This window comes from Brevibacillus thermoruber 423 (genome assembly GCF_000454065.1).
GTDB classification, from domain to species: Bacteria; Bacillota; Bacilli; order Brevibacillales; family Brevibacillaceae; genus Brevibacillus; species Brevibacillus thermoruber.
Genome location: NZ_KE695649.1, coordinates 128,648 through 145,590, shown reverse-complemented (window position 1 = coordinate 145,590; position 16,943 = coordinate 128,648). Strand labels below are relative to the sequence as shown.

Below are 16,943 nucleotides of genomic sequence, written 5' to 3'. Positions count from 1 at the left end.
TTTTTGTTATCGTTAAAAGATATTTTAACCAAAAACAAAAAACGGCCGCTGACAGACCGATTTTTTCCTTATTATCCAGTTTATTGCGCAACCGATGTTCTCGTCTGCCCGCAGCGCTGCCCCCTCTTGAATCGGCAACGTTCCGGACGCCTATTCATAGATTGCAGACGATGCTGCACGTATATACAGGAAATAGTTTCTAGGCAAACAAAACAATCCGGCTTCCCTCTGGAAACCGGATTGTTCTCTTTTCTTACGATTCTATTGATGTCGGCCGTCGGTTTCGACAGGCACCGCAACCCCGCCCGCCAGCAGATACAGGTAGCTCTCCGCCACCTTGCGCGTCTTGAGAATCTGCTCCACGGCGCGGACGTAGAGGCGGATTTGCTCTTCATACCGCCGTTTCATCTCGTCGATAACCGCAGGGGACGGCTCTGCGGCGATCCGGTCCGTCTTGAAATCGATCAGGACCAACCGGCCGTCCGCTTCCTCCAGCAGGCAGTCGATCACCCCTTGGACGATGACGTGCTCGTCGCCCGCCTCGCCGATCTCCGGGTCCACCTCATGGGCGGGCAGCGCCATCGTAAAGGGCAGTTCGCGATGGACCTTGGCCGCCTGTTTCATGCGCGCTCCCAACGGGGAAGCGAAAAAGCGGGCAAGGTCGCGGGCGTTTACCGCCTCCGCCTGCTCCTCGGTCAGAAAGCGGCGCAGCACCAGCGACGCGATCTGCTGCCGGATGTCCTGCTCGTCCAGCGGCCGGCCCAGGTCGAGCTGCTGCAGGACCAGGTGGGTTACCGTCCCCAGTTCGGCGCTGGTCAGGCGATGGCGTGCGTCCTCGGCGAGAAAGCGCGGTTTCTCCGCAATCGCTGGCAGCAGATAGGGGAAGCCGCCGCCCGTCTTGGCCCGCCGCTTCAGTTCGCTGACCGTCCACTTGGCGGCCACCCGGGACGCGGCCGAATGGGGATCGCTCCATCCCAGCCGGCGTTCGATGAGCGTGCGCAGCGTTTCGTCGGCCGGGCGCTCGGCGATCGGTTCGCGCCGGGTCAGCCGCTCCCAGACGAACTGGCCCTCCGCCTGACCGTCCGATTCCGCCTGCAGCCGATCCGCCAGGTAAAAATGAAACGACCAGCAGGAATCGTCCGGCACCGTGCGGACCGACACCGGTTCGCCGCCGCGCTCGCGCGGGTAGTCCCTGAGCGGCGAAGCCTGCGGGTGCCTGAGCAGCGCGCGGCCCACCCAGTCGAGGTAGCCCTTGGCCTGAATCAGGTCTTCGTCGTGCAGCCGTTCGCCGTCTCCCTGTCGTCCCCAGGCGGTTACGCTTTTCCCCAAATCCTTGGCGGTGCCCACCAGCACCAGCTTTTCCCGCGCCCGGGTCAGGGCGACGTACAGCACCCGCATCTCTTCGGCCAGCATTTCCCGCCGCATCTGCTGCCGGATGCCCAGCGCCGCCAGGCTGGGATAGCGGACCTGCAGTTCCGGCTCCACCGCCATCGGGCCAAAGCCGAGGTCCTTGTGCAGGAGAAACGGGCTTTTCACATCCATGGTGTTAAACATCTTGCCCATCCCGGCGACAAAGACGACGGGAAACTCCAGTCCCTTGCTCTTGTGGATCGTCATGATTCGCACGACGTCCTCGCTCTCGCCGATGGTTCGGGCCTCGCCCATGTCGCTGCCCGCCTCCCGCAGCCTGTCGACAAAGCGCAGAAAGCGGAACAGTCCCCGGTACGAGCCCGCTTCGTACTGCCGGGCGCGGTCGTACAGCGCGCGCAGGTTGGCCTGCCGCTGCTGGCCGTTTTCCAGGGCGGCGACGTAGTCCAGGTAGCCGGTCTCCCTGTAGAGCGCGGCGATCAGTTCGGCCAGCGGTTCCCGCCGCGCCTGCGTCCGCCACCGCTTCAGGCGGCGAAAAAAGCGGTGCAGTTTTTCTTCCCACCCGCACGTCGCCGGCTGTTCTTCGACGTAGCGGTGCACCGCCTGATAAAACGGCCCCGCCGGATAGCGGATGCGGATGTGGGCCAGCTCCTCCTCGCGCAGCCCGACGAGCGGAGAGCGCAGCACGGCGGCCAGCGGAATATCCTGCAGCGGGTTGTCGATCACGCGCAGAAGCGAGAGCATCACTTCCACTTCGGTCGCGTCAAAGTACCCCTCGCTCTGCTCCGCGTAGACGGGAATGCCGGCGGCCCGCAGCTCTTCCATCATCGCCTCGCCCCAGCCGGAGACAGCCCGCAGCAGGATCACGATGTCCCGGTACGCCAGGGGGCGCAGCCCGCCCTCTTTTTTGTCGTAGACCAACAGCGGTGCCTCCCCCTCGCCCGGCTCCATCCAGCGGCGAATCCGCCTGGCGATCAGCCTCGCTTCCAACTGGGCCGTGCTGGCCTCTTCAGCCGCCTCTCCCGCAGGGGGCAGGCCCGTCTCCTCTGCTTCGGCCTGATCCCCCGGCTCTTCGGGGGCGGCCCGGTCGATCAGATGAACCTCCGGCCGCAGCCGCTCCGGTTCCGATTCCGGGTAGGCGGCGCGGCAGATGAGTTCGGCGGAACGGTCGTAGTCGATCTCTCCCACCCCCGGCGACATGATCTGCCGGAACAGGAAGTTGACCGCGTCCACCACCTCCCGCCGGCTGCGGAAGTTGGCGGCCAGGTCGATCCGTTCGCCGGGACTTTCGCCGACCGATCCGGCTTCGTCCGCTTCCGTCACATACGTCAGGTACTTGTCGAGAAACAGCTTCGGCTCGGCAAGCCGGAAGCGGTAAATGCTCTGCTTCACGTCGCCCACCATAAACCGGTTGGCCGCCCCGTGTGTCTCGGCGTCGCGGGAGACCATCCGCAGGATCGTCTCCTGCACCAGATTGATGTCCTGGTACTCGTCCACCAGCACCTCGGCAAACTGGTCGCGCAGTTGGCGGGAGACCGCGGAAGGAACCGTCCGGCCGTCCTCCGTCCGCTCCGTCAGCACCTGCAGCGCGAGATGTTCCAGGTCGCTGAAATCGACCAGCGAACGGGCCCGCTTTTCCCTCTGAAACGCCGCTTCAAACTCGCAGACGAGCCGGGCGAGCGTCCGCATGTGCGGAGCGAGCCGGCGCACATCCTCCAGATACCGCTCGGCCGGCATGGCAAAATACTGTTCCGTCAGCTCGCCCAGCGCCTTTTTCACCTCGTTGCGCAGATCCTGCACCTGCTCTTTGACCTCGGGAGCCGCCTCCTTGACCGACGGCAGCCTCCCGAACGATACGGCGCGCACCGCCGACTCCGCCGCTTCCCATCCCTGACGGCAGGCGGCGCCGGCCCGGGCGAGCGCGTCCGCCTCCGCCTCCAGCAGCGGCACGTAGGCCTGGGGGCCGTCCGGTGCGGCGGCGAGGACGGCCGCCCTCCGGATTTTGCCCTCCAACGCCCGCAGTTCCAACGCCAGTGACTGCAGGACGCTTTTGGTCCAGGCCAAGCTGTCCAATCCGCCGGGATCGGCCGCTTCAAACATCCCGGCCGCCTCGTCGAGCCAGCGCTCGGGCTCGGGATGGCTGCGGGAAAACTCGTACAGCCTGACCAGGAGCGTCGCGAGCGGCGTGTCGTCCTGGCCGTCCAGGATCAGATCGGCCAGCGCCTGAAACTCCGCGTCCCGCTCGTACCACGCCTCCATCTGCTCGTCCAGCACGTCCTGGCGCAGCAGTTCGGCTTCCATCTGGTCAGCGATGCGGAAATCCGGGTCCAGCTCCACCAGGTAGTAATACTGGCGCAGGAGCGAAAGACAGAAGGAGTGAAGCGTGGTGATCGTCGCCCGCTGCAGCAGCGCCAGTTGACGCCGCAGGTGGGCGGAGTGGGGCTGCGCCTTCAGCGCCTTGCGCAGGGCGTCGCCGATGCGGTGCCGCATCTCTGCGGCGGCCGCGTTGGTAAAGGTAACCACCAGCAGTTGGTCCACCCCGACCGGGTCGCTTTCATCCATGATCCGCCGGATGATCCGCTCCACCAGGACAGACGTCTTCCCGGAACCGGCCGCCGCCGCCACCAGCAGATTGCGGCCGCGCCGCGTAATCGCCCGCCACTGCTCCTCCGTCCACTGCTCAGGCTTGGCCTCTTGCTGCTGTGACATCGTCGTTTCCTCCTTCTTCCGTTTGCTGTTGGCCGGCCAGCATGCTCCACACCTGTTTGTTGTTCCATTTGGGCAGTTGGCGCATCTCCCCGTCCGATTCCGCGTCAAACTGGCAGACTGGTTTGTACGCGCAGAACTGGCATGCGGTCACGGTCCCCTGGACATACGGGGCGATCTGGATTTCGCCGTCGGTCATGCGCTGCCCGATCGCTTCCACCGTCTCCCGCACGTACTGCTGAAGCGCCTGAAACTGCTCCGGGGTGGCGACGGACGAACGGGCCGACAGGCTGCCGTCCTTTTTCAGCTCAAACGGCAGCAGTTCGGACGGCCCCTGCTCCACGTAGGCGTCCATCATCCGCGCCAGTTCCGGGTCGGCCAGCATCAGCCCCTTCATGCGCAGCTTTTTCGCCCGCTCCCTGGCGGCCTCGTCCGGTGTCAGCAGCCGCTTGGCGGTGACGAACGGATCGGCCACCTGGTAGTAAAAGACCCCCGCCGGTTCCGCCTTTTTCCCCAGCCAGGCCTCCGCGTTGGTCACCACCACGTCCAGGTAGACCAAGAGCTGCAGATTGAGCCCGTTCCACACGTCGGAGAGCTGGAGCTGCTTGGGGCCGGATTTGTAGTCGATGACGCGGAGATACGGCACTTCTTCGTCCAGCGACTGGTCCACGCGGTCGATGCGTCCGACGAGCAGCATTTCCGCCCCGTTCGCCAGTTTCAGCGCCAGCCCCGGCAGGTCACCGCCCGGGCCGAACGCCACCTCCAGCCCCACCGGAGCAAACCGGCTGCGCTTGGCGTGTTCCCCCAGCACGTAGATCGCCCGGCCCACGGCCCGCTTCAGTTTGCCGGACAGGTAGCGGTACCGGGCCGTCCGGGTCAGGATGCTGCTCCGCGTGGCCGGCACCAGCTCGTCCACCACCGCGCTGGCGAGCTGCATGCTGTCGGCCTCGGTCAGCCGTCCCCACTCCAGGTGTTCTTCGTTCATCTTTTCCACGGCCCGCTTCAGCGAGGCGTGGAACAGCTCGCCCACGTCAAACCGCTCCAGCTTGTACAGCCGCCGCTCGCCCAGGCGCAGCCCGTGCGAGGAAAAGTGGGAAAACGGACAGGCCTGGAAGCGTTCCAGGCGGGAGACGCTCATTCTCAGCCGCTCGCCGTACAGCGCCCGGCTGGTCTTTCTGTCGAGCGGCGCCGCCCGGTTGGTGTAGCGCAGGCCGGAAAGCAGCCAGCCTTCCCGTGCCGCATCGGGAGAGCAGCGGACAAACCAGTCGTACACTTCCCACCAAAAGACCGGCAGGGTGCCGCTCTTTTTCATTCCCCGCAAAAGCGTCAGCAGATGGCGAAACAATCGGCGCGGGCTGCCGAGCAGAAAGGCGTCCGCCTCCGCCTCTCCGGTCGGCTCGTTGTGGAAAAAGCGGTGAGGCGCGTCGGGAAGCACCTCTTTCACGCGCGAAAAGACGGACGACGGCAGAAGCGCCTTGCCCTCCTCGTCAGCCAGGGCGCAGCTCAGCGCCAGGCGCCGGGAGGGGCGCGTCATCGCCTGATACAGCAGGAACGGCTCGGCCATCAGCCGCTGTCTCGCGCTGGGCGCCAGTTCCACCCCCATCTCGGCCAGCCGCTCCCGCTCCGCTTCGTCCAGGATGCCTTCTTCCTTCGGCTTGAGCGGGATGACGCCCTCGTTGACGCCGAGCAGAAACAGCGCCTTGACGTCCGGCTGGCGGGAGCGCTCCATCGACCCGACCAGCACCTGATCCAGCGCCGGCGGCACCAGCCCCAGCTCGATGCTCTCCAGGCCGCTGTCGAGGACGCGGGCATACGTGGCGATTTCCATCTGCTCGTCGCCCATCACCTCCACCACCTGGTCCAAGAGGTTCATCAAGCCGTTCCAGACCTGGCCGTGCACCTGGGCATCCTCCAGGTCGCCCGCCGCTTCCGCCATCCGCTGCCAGCGCTCCAGCTTCTGCGGGACGTCCAGCGCAGCGAGAAAGCGGTACAACGCCGCCGTCATCTCCCGCACGTTCTCTTTTTCCGCCCGCTTCAGCTCCGCCTCAAACCGCAGCAGCGGAGCGGCGTAGCGGCGCCGCAGGCCGTCCGCCTCGGCGTCTTCATCCGCCCCCGCCGGTCCGCCGAAGCGCCAGGGGGCCTCCTGCGCCCAGTGGGAGCCGTAAACGCCGTGCGCCAGCACGTAGTTTTCCAAAACGTCAACCTGGCGCCGCACCGCTTCTTCCGCTTCCGCCCCCTCCGCCGCTTCCGGCTCCGGACTGATCAGGTCGGTCTTGAAGCAGCGAAATACTGCCTCGTACCGCCACCTCCCGGCGATCACCTCCAAGGCGGAGCGGACCAGTTCCACCAGCGGGTGGTGCATGACGGTCCGCTTCTGGTCCAGGAAGAACGGGATGCCGTAATCGGTAAAGACGGTCGCCACCTCATCCGCGTACGTCCCGATCTCCCGGAGCAGGATGGCCATGTCCCGCCAGCGGTATCCTTCGTCGCGGGCCAGCGCGAGGATTTGCAGCGCCACCGCTTCCACCTCGGCACGCCGGTTGGCGGCCGAGAGCAGCGCCACTTCGTCCGCGCGGGCAGGGGCGGGCGGCGCTCCCGGATCGCCCCACTCAAAGTAGCGGGCTTCGAGCTGCTTGAGCCACGGACTGTGTGCAAAGCGGACAGGTTCCGTCAGCAGGACGGGCTTCTCCACGGCGACACCCGCTTCTCGCGCCATCGTCTCCAGCGCCCGGTACGTCCGCAGCGTGGGATGAAACAGGCCCAGTTCATCCAGGGACGCGTCCCGCTCGGCCGGATCGAGACAGAGAGCGATTGTCACCCGCTTGGCATGGATCATCAACTGTTCGATCAGCCGCAGCTCCTGATTGGTAAACCCGCTGAAGCCGTCGATGAACACCTCCGCCTGGCGGATGTAGGCCGATTCGCCCACCTTCGCCGCCACGCGGTTGAGAATGTCGTCGGCGTCGCAGTACCCGTCTGCCAGGTAGGCCTCGTACGCGCCCATGATCAGGCGCAGGTCGCGTATCTTCTGATTGAGCGTGGCGCTCCCCCACTCCAGGTTTTCCGTATGTTCAAAGGTTACCCCGTACGATTTGCACTCGCTGATCAGCCGTCCCAACTGCGCCGCAAATCCGGGCTGCAGGGCGGAGCGGCCAAACACCTGAAGCTGATCCTTGTACCGCTCCAGCAGCAGGCGCAGCACCATGTGCTTGCCCAGGTCGTCCACCTGCATCAGCGTCAGATCGCCCAGCTCCTGCTGCAGGCGGTGGGCCAGCCGGCCAAAGCTGAGAACCTGCGTGCCGATCACGCCGCCCAGCCCGGACAGGGTGGCCAGCGTCTGCTCCGCCTGGAAACTGGCCTGCTCCGGCACCAGCAAAATCATCGGCGAGCCCAGCGGATCCTCCTGCAGGCGCCGGCCGATTCGCTCCAGAATCGTCCGCGTCTTTCCGGTTCCCGCCCGGCCCAGGACAAATTGGACCGCCATCCGTTTCCCTCCTCTTCGCTCTTCCTCGCAACGTGCCATGGCGGACGTACCGGCCTCGCTCCGCTCCCACGGCCGCACCGGTACACGTCCGCCGCCCTTACTCCACTTCCATGCTGATTTTGCTGCCTTCTCCCAGCGGTTCCGCCGGCGTCACGATCAAACGGCGCGGCATGCGCACGCGAATCTCCGGAACGTGGCTGATCACGCCGATCGTAAAGTCGTCCATGCGCAGCCGTTCCAGCGCGTCCATCACCACTTCCAGCAGCTCGGGGTCCAGCGTCCCGAACCCTTCGTCCAGGAAAAAGAACTCCAGGCGGCCGCCGCGCATCTGTATCTCCATGGAAAGCGCCAGCGCCAGCGCGAGCGACGTCAGGAACGTCTCCCCGCCGGACAGCGTGCTGACGGGACGTCGCAGACCCCCGGCCCCTTCGTCCCGCAGGACGAATTCGCCTTCGTCGCCGATCTCCAGCGCGTAGCGGTTCTTGGTCATCCGCTTCAGGTGATGGGAGGCGTCGCGTGCGATCGAGGCCAGCTTTTCTTCCGCAATGAACTGGACGAACGCCTTTCCTTCCAACAGCTTTTTCAATTCCTCCAGCCTGCTCAGTTCGTCCGTCTCCGCCTCCAGCAGCTTTTGCAGTTCCTGCCACTTGCCGTGGTTCTCCTCGACGGAGGCGTACGCCTGCCGGGCGACGGCCACCTGTTCCTTGGCCGCGTGATACGCCTGTTCCCACTCGTCCCAGGCCCGCTTCGCCGCCAGCCACTCCTCGCTGCCGACCGTCCGGCCGTCCAGCGCCTGCACCAGCCGCTCTTCGTCGTAGCGGAGGCGGGCCCATTCGCTTTCAAAGGCGGCCAGCCGCTCCTGGTACTGGGGCAGCAGTTCCTTTTCCCCGTACAGTTCCCTGACGCGTTCGGGCGTGCCGAGACCGCTCTCCATGAGCGCGCGCTGCAGCGCTTCCGCGGCCTCTGCCCGCTGCCGGGTCAGCACGGCGTACGTCTCCGAGTGCTTGACCAGGTCGTTCTGCACCCGTTCCCTCGCCTCGGCCGTCTGCCTGCGCCGCTCTTCCGCCGACGTGAGCGCCTCGCGCAGCGCCGACAGGGACCGCTCCACGAGAGTGAGGCGCTCGCGGGCCGGCGTGCCGCCGGTTCGCTCCAGCCACTGCGCCTGTTTTTGCTCCCACAGCCGTTTCCGGTCGTCATGCCGTTCACGCAGGGACGCTTCCCGGGCCAGCAGTTCCGCGCGGGCCGCTTTGGCAGCTTCTCGGCGGCTGCGCAGGCGCTGCATCTGCGCTTCCTGTTCGGAGCGAACCTGCTGCAGCCGGGCCGCTTCCCGGTCTTTTCGGCCGATCTCCTCAAACCGCCGCTCGATCTCCTCCACCGGCAGGTCGCCCCGCTTCGCATCGAGCGCCGCTTCCGCCTGGGCGACCCGGAGGGCGGCCGCTTCCAGACGCTCCCGCATCTCCGCCTGCTTTCGGTGAAGCTGCTCCATCAGCACGGCGATCCGTTCGTAGCGGCGGCGCTCTTCCGCCTCCTGTTCACGCAGCGCATCCGCCTGCTGCTGCAGCCGTTCCCGCTCGGCCGCGAGCCGTTCCCGGCGAGCGGCCTGCTCCCGCAGCGAGGCCTCTTCCCGCTGATAGGCGTCCAGCAGTTCCTCGATGCTGCCCGCTTTCCACTTGTCGCCGTGGCTCGCGCACTCCTGGCGGACGGCGGCGATCCGCTGTTCCAGCGCTTCCCGCTCTTCCCGCAGCACGACCTGGCGCTGTTCCCGGGCGCTCCGCTCCGCCTTGGCCGCCTGCAGCGCTTCAAAGGCGGTCCTGAGCTGCCGTTCCGCTTCCCGGAGCGCTTCCTCCGCCGCTTTTACCCGTTCCCGCAGTTCGCGGCCGTCCCGTTCGCCGTCCGCTTTGCCGGCGCCGCCGGGCACCGCCTGGGGATGGTGCGTCGAGCCGCAGACCGGGCAGGGTTCGCCGTCCGTCAGACGCTCGCGGAGGAGGCGGGCCATGTTTGCTTCCTGCCACCGCTCCCATTCCGCGCGAAGCCGGTCGCGCTCCGCCTGCAGTCGGGCGAGACGCGCGTCCTCCGCCTGCCACGCCGCCTCGAGATCGCGGCAGCGGGCTTCAGCCTGTTCGCCTTCCCGCACGGCGGCCTGCCACTTTTCCTGCCAGACGGCCATCTGCTGAAGCAGGTCCCGCCATTGGCGTCCCACCTGCTTGATCTGCGCCAGCGTATCCCGGGCGTGCTCCCATTCCGCGTCCGACATCAGCGGCTGTGCGAGCTGTTCTTCCAGCCGTTTGCGCGCCTCTGCCAGCCGGGCCGCGCTCGCTTCCCAACTGGCGCGCAGCTTCTCCGCCTCGGCGGATGCCGCCTGCTGCTCCCGTTCCACGGACGCCAGCTCGGCCTCCAGCTCGCGACGCGCGTTCACTTCCCGTTCCCAGTGCTGTTTGGCCTCCCGCGCCGCCGTCAAGAGGTCGCGCCACTCCGGCGTCACGGCGGCCGCGGCCAACTGTTCGGCCAGCCGCTGCCACTCGCGTTCCCCGTTCTCGAGCGCCGCTTCGTCCGCAGCCAACTGCCGTTCCGTCTCGGCCAACTGCTCGCTCACCGCCTGCCGCTCCCGCTCCAGGACGGTCCACTCGTCTCTTAGCGCCGCCAGCTCTGTCTCCCACTCCGCGGCCTGGATCAGCCTGCTCTTCTGTTCGATCAAGAGCGGTTCTTCCCGCATGAGCGCGCTCTGGCAGCGCTGGTACTCGCTCTCGGCGGCTTCGTGCGCCTGCCGGGCCGCTTCCTGTTCGCGCCGGCTCTGCTCCAGCTTCCGCGCCGCTTCCGTCCACTCCGCCTCCAGCCGCTCCCACTGCTGCACCAGCGGCCAGAGGCGCACGCTGGCCTCCCATTCGGCGATCCGGGCCTTCCACTCGTCCGCTTCCGCCTGCCGGGCCATCTGCTTGTCCAGCCGTTCCCGCACGCGCTCAAGCTCCTGCTGCCACTGGTAGAGCTGTTCCATCTCCTTGATTTTCCCGGCCAGCTCCTGCTTTTGTTCCGCGTAGACCTGCTCCTGGCGGGCCGCTTCCTCCAGCGCTTCCCTTGCCGCCTGCAGCGCTTCGGGGCCGGCATCGCCCAAGGCCGCCGCCTCCAACTGCAGCTCGTGCAGCCTTGCCCGCGTCTTCTCCAGCGCGGCGCGCACACGTTCATTCAGCTTTTCGCCGTAGATATGTAAATGAAACATCCGCTGCAGCATCTCGTTTCGCTCGCTGCCCTTCAACGTCAAAAAGCGGGAGAACTGCCCCTGCGGCAGCACCACGGCGCGGGTAAAGTCCTGCAGCGTCAGGCCGATCAGCTCCTCTACGGCCGCCGTGGCCGCGTTCGCTTTGGACTCCAGCACCACGTCCGGTTCGCCCGGCGCTCGGCCGCATTGGATGAGCCTCACCTCCGGGGGACGCCGGTTGCCCTTCTTGTCCAGGCCAAATTCCCGCTCGATCGTGTACCGGCGCCGTTCGCCCGCTTTGCCCAGCTCAAAGGTAAACGAGACGAACACCCGCTGCTCCAGTTGGTTCAGCACATCCTTGGGATGGCTTCCCCCGCCCTGCCGGACGACCTGTCCGAACAGGGCCAGCGTGATGGCATCGAGAATCGTCGATTTGCCGCTCCCGGTCGGGCCGAAAATCCCGAACAGCCCGGCCTCGCAGAGCGTCTCAAAATCCACTTCCTGCATCTCCCGATAGCTGTGCAGCCCGGCCAGCTTCAAGCGTATCGGCTTCATCCCGTCTCCTCCTCTCCGGATTCTTCCGCCAGCAGGCGGAGGAACAGATCGACCAGCCGCTCGTCGGGCTGCGCGCCCCGCCTGCGCTCGAAAAAGCGGCGAAACAACTGGTCAGGCTGCAGTTCCGCCAGCTCGGTCCGCGCTTCTTCCCGCTCTTGCTCCCGCTCGCCCTGCACCACCACGCGCCGAATGCTGACAAAATCGTCGCTCAGTTTGCGCAGCCGCTGAAATTCGGCGGGATCGATCACGTCGGACACGTGCAGCTCCAGATCGATCCACGCGCCCGCGTCCCGTCCTTCTTCCAGCCAGCGCTCCACCTGGGCGATGCCCTCCGTCGCCTTCCAGCGGGCCAGCGGCTTGCCGCTTTGCAGGTAGACGATCTCTTCCTGCACCTCCCCGCCGGGAACGATCTCCACCAGCACGACAGCCTTGCTTTGGCCCGCTTCGGAAAAGCTGTACGCGAGCGGCGAACCGCTGTAGCGGATCAGGGGGCGCTCCCCCAGCTTCTGCAGGCGGTGCAGGTGGCCAAGCGCCACGTAGTGCGCCTGCGGCGGGAAGGCATCCGGTGAAACCGTCAGCGCCCCGCCGATCTGAATCGGCCGCTCCGACTCGGTTTCCTTGCCGCCCATGACAAAGAGATGGCTCATCACCAGGTTGACGGTATCCCCGCGAAACCGGCCGGCCAAATCGGCAAACAGCGTCTGGATCCGCTCGGAAAAGGCGAGCTGCATCTGCTCCGGCGTGAACGTCTCGCTCAACAGCTCTTTCAGGCGGGATTCCGACGGATACGGCAGGGCCAGCACGACCGCGTGATGGTCGACGTCCGGCACGGCCAGCTCCAGCCACGACGGCCCCCCGTCCACGATGCGCACGCGCTCCGGCGATGCCTCGGGACCGGACAAGAGCGGCGCTTCCTTGGGCAGGCCGAGCAGGACGATCCCGTGCTTGGAGGCGAGCGGCGCGGCCGCGCGAACGCGCTCCGGCTGGTCGTGGTTCCCGGCAATCACGACCACGCCGCGCCGCCCTCCCGCCGACAACCGCTCCAGCGCTTCGTAAAACAGCTCTTCCGCCCAGGCAGGCGGATTGACCGAATCGTACACGTCGCCGGCGACCAGCACCAGGTGGACCTCCCGCTCGTCCGCGATCCGGCACAGCTCGTCCACAAACGCGGCCTGCTCCGCGCGCCGATCGCGCCCTTCCAACTGCCGCCCGAAATGCCAGTCGGCCGTATGTAAAATGCGCATGCTTTCACCCTTTCCCGATCATGTGTTTGCTTTTATTGTAACAAAAGCGAAGCCAGGCGCGGCAAGAAAAAAGCTGCAGCGCCCGTTTACCGGACATTTCCGCCGGCCGGTCCGCGCGGCAAGGAGCGGATACGTCCGGCAGGCGCCCGAACGAAAGCCCCCCAAGCAAAAAGCCGCACACCCGGCACACGGCCGGATGGCGGCTTCACTCGTTTTCGCTTGTCAGTGGCGAACAGTGGACTTGTGCGGCTGCTTGAGCGACTGCACGCACATGTAACAGATGACGGCAAACAGACAGGTAATGACCAGCGAGTGGAACAGGGTCGCGTACAGATGCAGCCGGAACAGCACGACCAACCCGCCGCTCAGGATCTGCACCGCCGTCAGCACGAAGGCCAGGATGCTCGCCCCGTACAGGTCGCGCCGCTTCTCCTTGAAATGGCGGACGGCGTAGATCATGGCGCCCAGGACCAGCACGAACAGCAGGGCGGCAGCCGCCCGGTGCGCGAAGTGAATGCCGGTCTGTCCCGCCAGCTCGGGAATCAGTCTGCCCTGGCAGAGCGGCCAGTCGCTGCATCCCATGCTGGAACCGGTATGGCGGACATAGGCGCCCAGGTAGACGACGCCATAGGCGTACGCGGCCACGCCCCAGATGTAATTGCGGAATCCCTTGGAGACGGGCATCTGCACCCATTTCTCCCGCTTGTCTCTCTGCAGCACGAACAGGCTTAACAGAAAGACGCCGGTAAAGGCCAGCAGGGAAAATCCAAAGTGCAGCGCCAGCACCCCGGACGACTGCGGCCAGATCACCGCGGATGCGCCCAGAATGGACTCCACGACGATAAAGAACAAGCCAAAGATGGCCAGGTTGCGCACTTCCCGGTTGCCCCGGTAGCGGCGCCAGGCCATCACGGAAAACACACCGACCACGATGCCGGCGATCCCCGTGACGAACCGGTGCATGTATTCAATCAGCGATTCCAACGTGTATTCCGGGACCCATCTGCCGTTGCAGAGCGGCCAGTCGTTCCCGCATCCCAATGCCGATTCGGTCTTCGTTACCAGCGAGCCGCCAATCATCACGCCCAACATGACGAGCGTGGCAACGACAGCCAGCGGTTTCAGCCATTTTTCCATCTGCGAACACCTAGCTCGAATAAATTATTGTTGCCCCTTTTTACAATAGTAAAACATCCCCCGCCATGCAAGGGATGTTCCGTTGCCATTTGTGAGCGTTGCGTGTCAAAAGTTCGCGATCATCGTGCTGACGACGATGGCCGCGCAGAACACGGTCAGGTACAGAATGGAATACCCGAACAGCTTGCGCGCCCACGCCAGGTCATCCTTGGCATGGAAGCCCTGGTACAGGAACACGATGTACAGCAGGCCCATGACCGCCATGACCGCCAGATAGAGATAGCCGACGTTGCCGTGCAGGAACAGGAGCAGCGAGGCCGGCAGCAGCACGGAGCCCCACAGGAACATCTGCCGCTTCGTCTCGGCAAACCCTTTGACCACCGGCAGCATCGGAATGCCGCCTGCACGGTAATCTTCCGTTTTCAGCATGGCCAGCGCCAGGAAATGGGGCGGCTGCCACAGGAACAGGATCAAAAACAGCAGCCACGCGCTCGGGTCCATGTTGTTGGTGACCGCCACCCAGCCGATTACCGGGGGAGCCGCACCGGAAACGCCGCCGATCACCGTATTCAGGCTGGTGACGCGCTTCAGCGGTGTGTAGATCAACACGTAGAAAATATGGCCGATCAAGCCCCAGACCGCCGCCAACGGGTTGGCAAAGACAGCCAGCACGACCAGACCAGCAAGCAGGAGCGCGATTCCGAGCAGAAGCGCATGACGGGGCTGAATGCGCCCGGACGCCAGACCGCGGTCCCTGGTGCGTTTCATTTTTTGATCGAGTTCACGGTCGTAGTAGTTGTTCAGCACCGCACCGGACATGATCACCAAGGCGGTGCCAAGCATGGTGAACAGCGCCAGTTTCCAATCGGGAAAACCGTGGGAAGCCAGCCACAGACCGGTAAATGTTGTCATCAGGTTGGACATGGTGATGCCCGGTTTGGTGAGCTGCACGTAATCGCGCCAAGTGGCCTGCTGCACCGGTTGGGCCTGCATGGCGGAATCGGTATTGAGCGATTCCTGCATCGTCACTTGCTGGTCCACGTTTCGTACCTCCTGTCTCATTCGTGCAAACATCCCTTTACAAGGGCATACCGCTTCAAGCGAGGAAGCGGCGGCCCGAATCTCTCACACGTATTCGTTTCGGCGAATAAATCAGCTTACATTGTAGCGAATCAGGTCGAAACTAGTCAACGTGCGGGGTGCCCGAGTGTGCCCGCTCCCCCGCGCTTCGCTGCGGCTACCGTTACTGTATCAGAAGAAGCCGGTCCAAAACGACGTCATTCTTGACAAAATTTCAACATGCGCTTACCAGCCGAAGATGACGTCCAGCACGCCGGCCGTCTCTCCGCCCGGATAAATCAGGTACAGCAGGGTGTATACGGTTACGCCCGTGATCGCCGAGCCAAACCAGACTACCGAAGTCCAGGGGCCGATTTTTTTGTGCTTGGCATACTGCTTTTTGTACCCGTAGTAGAGGGTAACCAGCCCCATCACGCCCCCCACCGTAGCCAACACGATGTGAAAGAGCAGGAAAATTTGATAGAAGATGCGGATATCGTCCGGACCGCCAAAATGGGTATTGCCCACGAAGGCAGTGCGAGACACGTAGGTGATAAAGAAGAGGGTGGCGAAAATGGCCGCCCATGTCATCAGCTTGATGTGCGTTTCCGTCCGGCGGCAGCGGATGTTATACCAGCCGAACGCGACGAGAATGCCGCTGATGGCAATAAACGACGTGCTGATGGTCGGCAGAATGATCGACATGTCCTACACCTCAAATCGTCCGTTTCTCTCTGTTTGTTACGCGTTTCCCTTGTCGGCGCCGGACGCAGCCAGATCACCCAATTGTGGTCCGGGCGTCTGCTGGTCCATTGGCAAATCGTTCTGTTTCTCCTGTTTATACCATCGGAAGAAGATGTACGCCAGCACCGAGCTGTATACCCCTTCCTGCACCAGCTTCATGATGATGCCGCCCAGGCGCTGGTCCTCGAAGGCGGTATGGCCCGGAAACAGTAGCGGCGCATTCATGTAGCTGTGATAAAGCGGTTCGCCCGCGAAAATGATCAGGGCACAGGACGGCGTAATCAAGACGCCATTGAGGAACAGATACGCCACTTTCCGCAGCCCTTCCAACGGTTTCTCCTGCACGGGAAGCGGGCTCACGATCGGCCACCACATGCAGAAGGCGGCGAGAAAGATTACCGCGTGAATGGCGTTCATCCAATTGTGGTTCTGGGCCGCATAGTCCAGAATCGCCGGAAAGTGATAAAAGGAAAGCAGGCTGTTGAAGAGAAGCGCCGCTACCACCGGTCGGGTACAGAAACGAAGGACGGCACGCACCCCCCGGTTGCGGAAAATGACGGCCCACAGCCAGCCCGGAATGCCCAGCATGATCATCGGCGGCAGCGCAATGAACAGCAGAGCCATCTGCAGCATGTGCATGCTGAACAGGTAATGGTGCCCCAGGTAGTTGATCGGACTTCCCGCTGCCGCGTACAGGATCACCATCGCCAGGACAAAGATGGTCTGTTGTTTCCCGGTCGCCGGCTCTGCGCCGGCAAAGCGGCTGCGCAGCGGTCCGGTCACCAGGAAGTACAGGACGACCAAGAGCAGCGTGATCAGCAGGACTTCCGGATTCCACAGATCGGAAAAAGGGCCGATTCCCGTATCGGACGCGTTGTGATGCTGATGGTGGTTATGCATGAATCCCGTCTCCTTTCCTACTAGAAAGGGTGCCCTTCATTCAAACTCCATTATACCGCTGATTTGCGCTTTCTTCCTCTTGTAAAAATGAACAAACTCGGACAAATATTCGGCTGTTAGCAGCGCGTCAGCCTGTTTGCCACCGCTTGCGCTCCCTTGGTGAACTCGTCATCCCCTTGCGGATGCGCAAAAAAAGGGCAGACCAAGAAGTCTGCCCTTCTTTCTGTTTCTGTTTTTACACCCACACCCAGAACACGAACACGATCACGGCTGCCAGCACGAAGAACAGGCCGGCAAAGATCGAGATGCGGGCAAACTCATGCCCCTTTTGGTCCATGTGCATCCAGAAGAACAACTGGAAGAGCGCCTGGACAAACGCCAGTCCGACGATAAAGGGTACGGTAAATCCGCTCGGCACCACCTCATAAGCGACTGCGACGAAAGCCAGGGCGGTGAGCACGAGGGAAGCGATAAAGGCCACAATGTGGTTCTTCGCGCTTTCCTTTTTCACTTTGGGCTTGCGTACTTCTTCATTGTGCGTATGTGCTCCCAT

At 64.2% G+C, this 16,943-nt stretch carries 9 protein-coding genes; all 9 read right to left on the bottom strand.

Annotated features, from left to right (window positions below; all coding sequences use genetic code 11):
- Window positions 1-261 precede the first annotated feature (261 nt).
- The 9 genes from addA to M516_RS0105555 all read right to left on the bottom strand — a co-directional run bounded on the left by addA (window position 262) and on the right by M516_RS0105555 (window position 16,943).
- Window positions 262-4,077: a helicase-exonuclease AddAB subunit AddA gene (gene addA, locus M516_RS0105595; RefSeq protein ID WP_029098242.1), complete on the bottom strand. Its 3,816-nt coding sequence runs from the start codon at window positions 4,075-4,077 to the stop codon at window positions 262-264.
- Window positions 4,049-7,558 (bottom strand): helicase-exonuclease AddAB subunit AddB, encoded by a 3,510-nt coding sequence (gene addB, locus M516_RS0105590; protein ID WP_029098241.1) that lies wholly within the window; start codon window positions 7,556-7,558, stop codon window positions 4,049-4,051. The genes addA and addB overlap by 29 nt, the downstream gene beginning before the upstream one ends.
- A gap of 97 nt (window positions 7,559-7,655) precedes the next feature.
- A complete protein-coding gene (locus M516_RS0105585) occupies window positions 7,656-11,306 on the bottom strand; it encodes an AAA family ATPase (protein ID WP_029098240.1) in 3,651 nt (1,216 codons plus the stop codon).
- Window positions 11,303-12,550 (bottom strand): metallophosphoesterase family protein, encoded by a 1,248-nt coding sequence (locus tag M516_RS0105580; RefSeq protein ID WP_029098239.1) that lies wholly within the window; start codon window positions 12,548-12,550, stop codon window positions 11,303-11,305. Before M516_RS0105580 ends, M516_RS0105585 begins: the two co-directional genes overlap by 4 nt.
- A gap of 222 nt (window positions 12,551-12,772) precedes the next feature.
- Window positions 12,773-13,687 (bottom strand): COX15/CtaA family protein, encoded by a 915-nt coding sequence (locus M516_RS0105575; protein WP_029098238.1) that lies wholly within the window; start codon window positions 13,685-13,687, stop codon window positions 12,773-12,775.
- A gap of 105 nt (window positions 13,688-13,792) precedes the next feature.
- On the bottom strand, window positions 13,793-14,728 hold the full coding sequence (gene cyoE / locus M516_RS0105570) for a heme o synthase (protein ID WP_029098237.1): 936 nt from the start codon (window positions 14,726-14,728) through the stop codon (window positions 13,793-13,795).
- A 264-nt stretch (window positions 14,729-14,992) separates the two neighbouring features.
- Window positions 14,993-15,451, bottom strand: a complete 459-nt coding sequence (locus M516_RS0105565; RefSeq protein WP_029098236.1) for a DUF420 domain-containing protein — start codon at window positions 15,449-15,451, stop codon at window positions 14,993-14,995.
- A 36-nt stretch (window positions 15,452-15,487) separates the two neighbouring features.
- On the bottom strand, window positions 15,488-16,390 hold the full coding sequence (locus M516_RS0105560; RefSeq protein ID WP_029098235.1) for a cytochrome c oxidase assembly protein: 903 nt from the start codon (window positions 16,388-16,390) through the stop codon (window positions 15,488-15,490).
- 235 nt (window positions 16,391-16,625) lie between these two features.
- Complete coding sequence (locus M516_RS0105555) at window positions 16,626-16,943, bottom strand: cytochrome C oxidase subunit IV family protein (RefSeq protein WP_029098234.1); 318 nt, start codon at window positions 16,941-16,943, stop codon at window positions 16,626-16,628.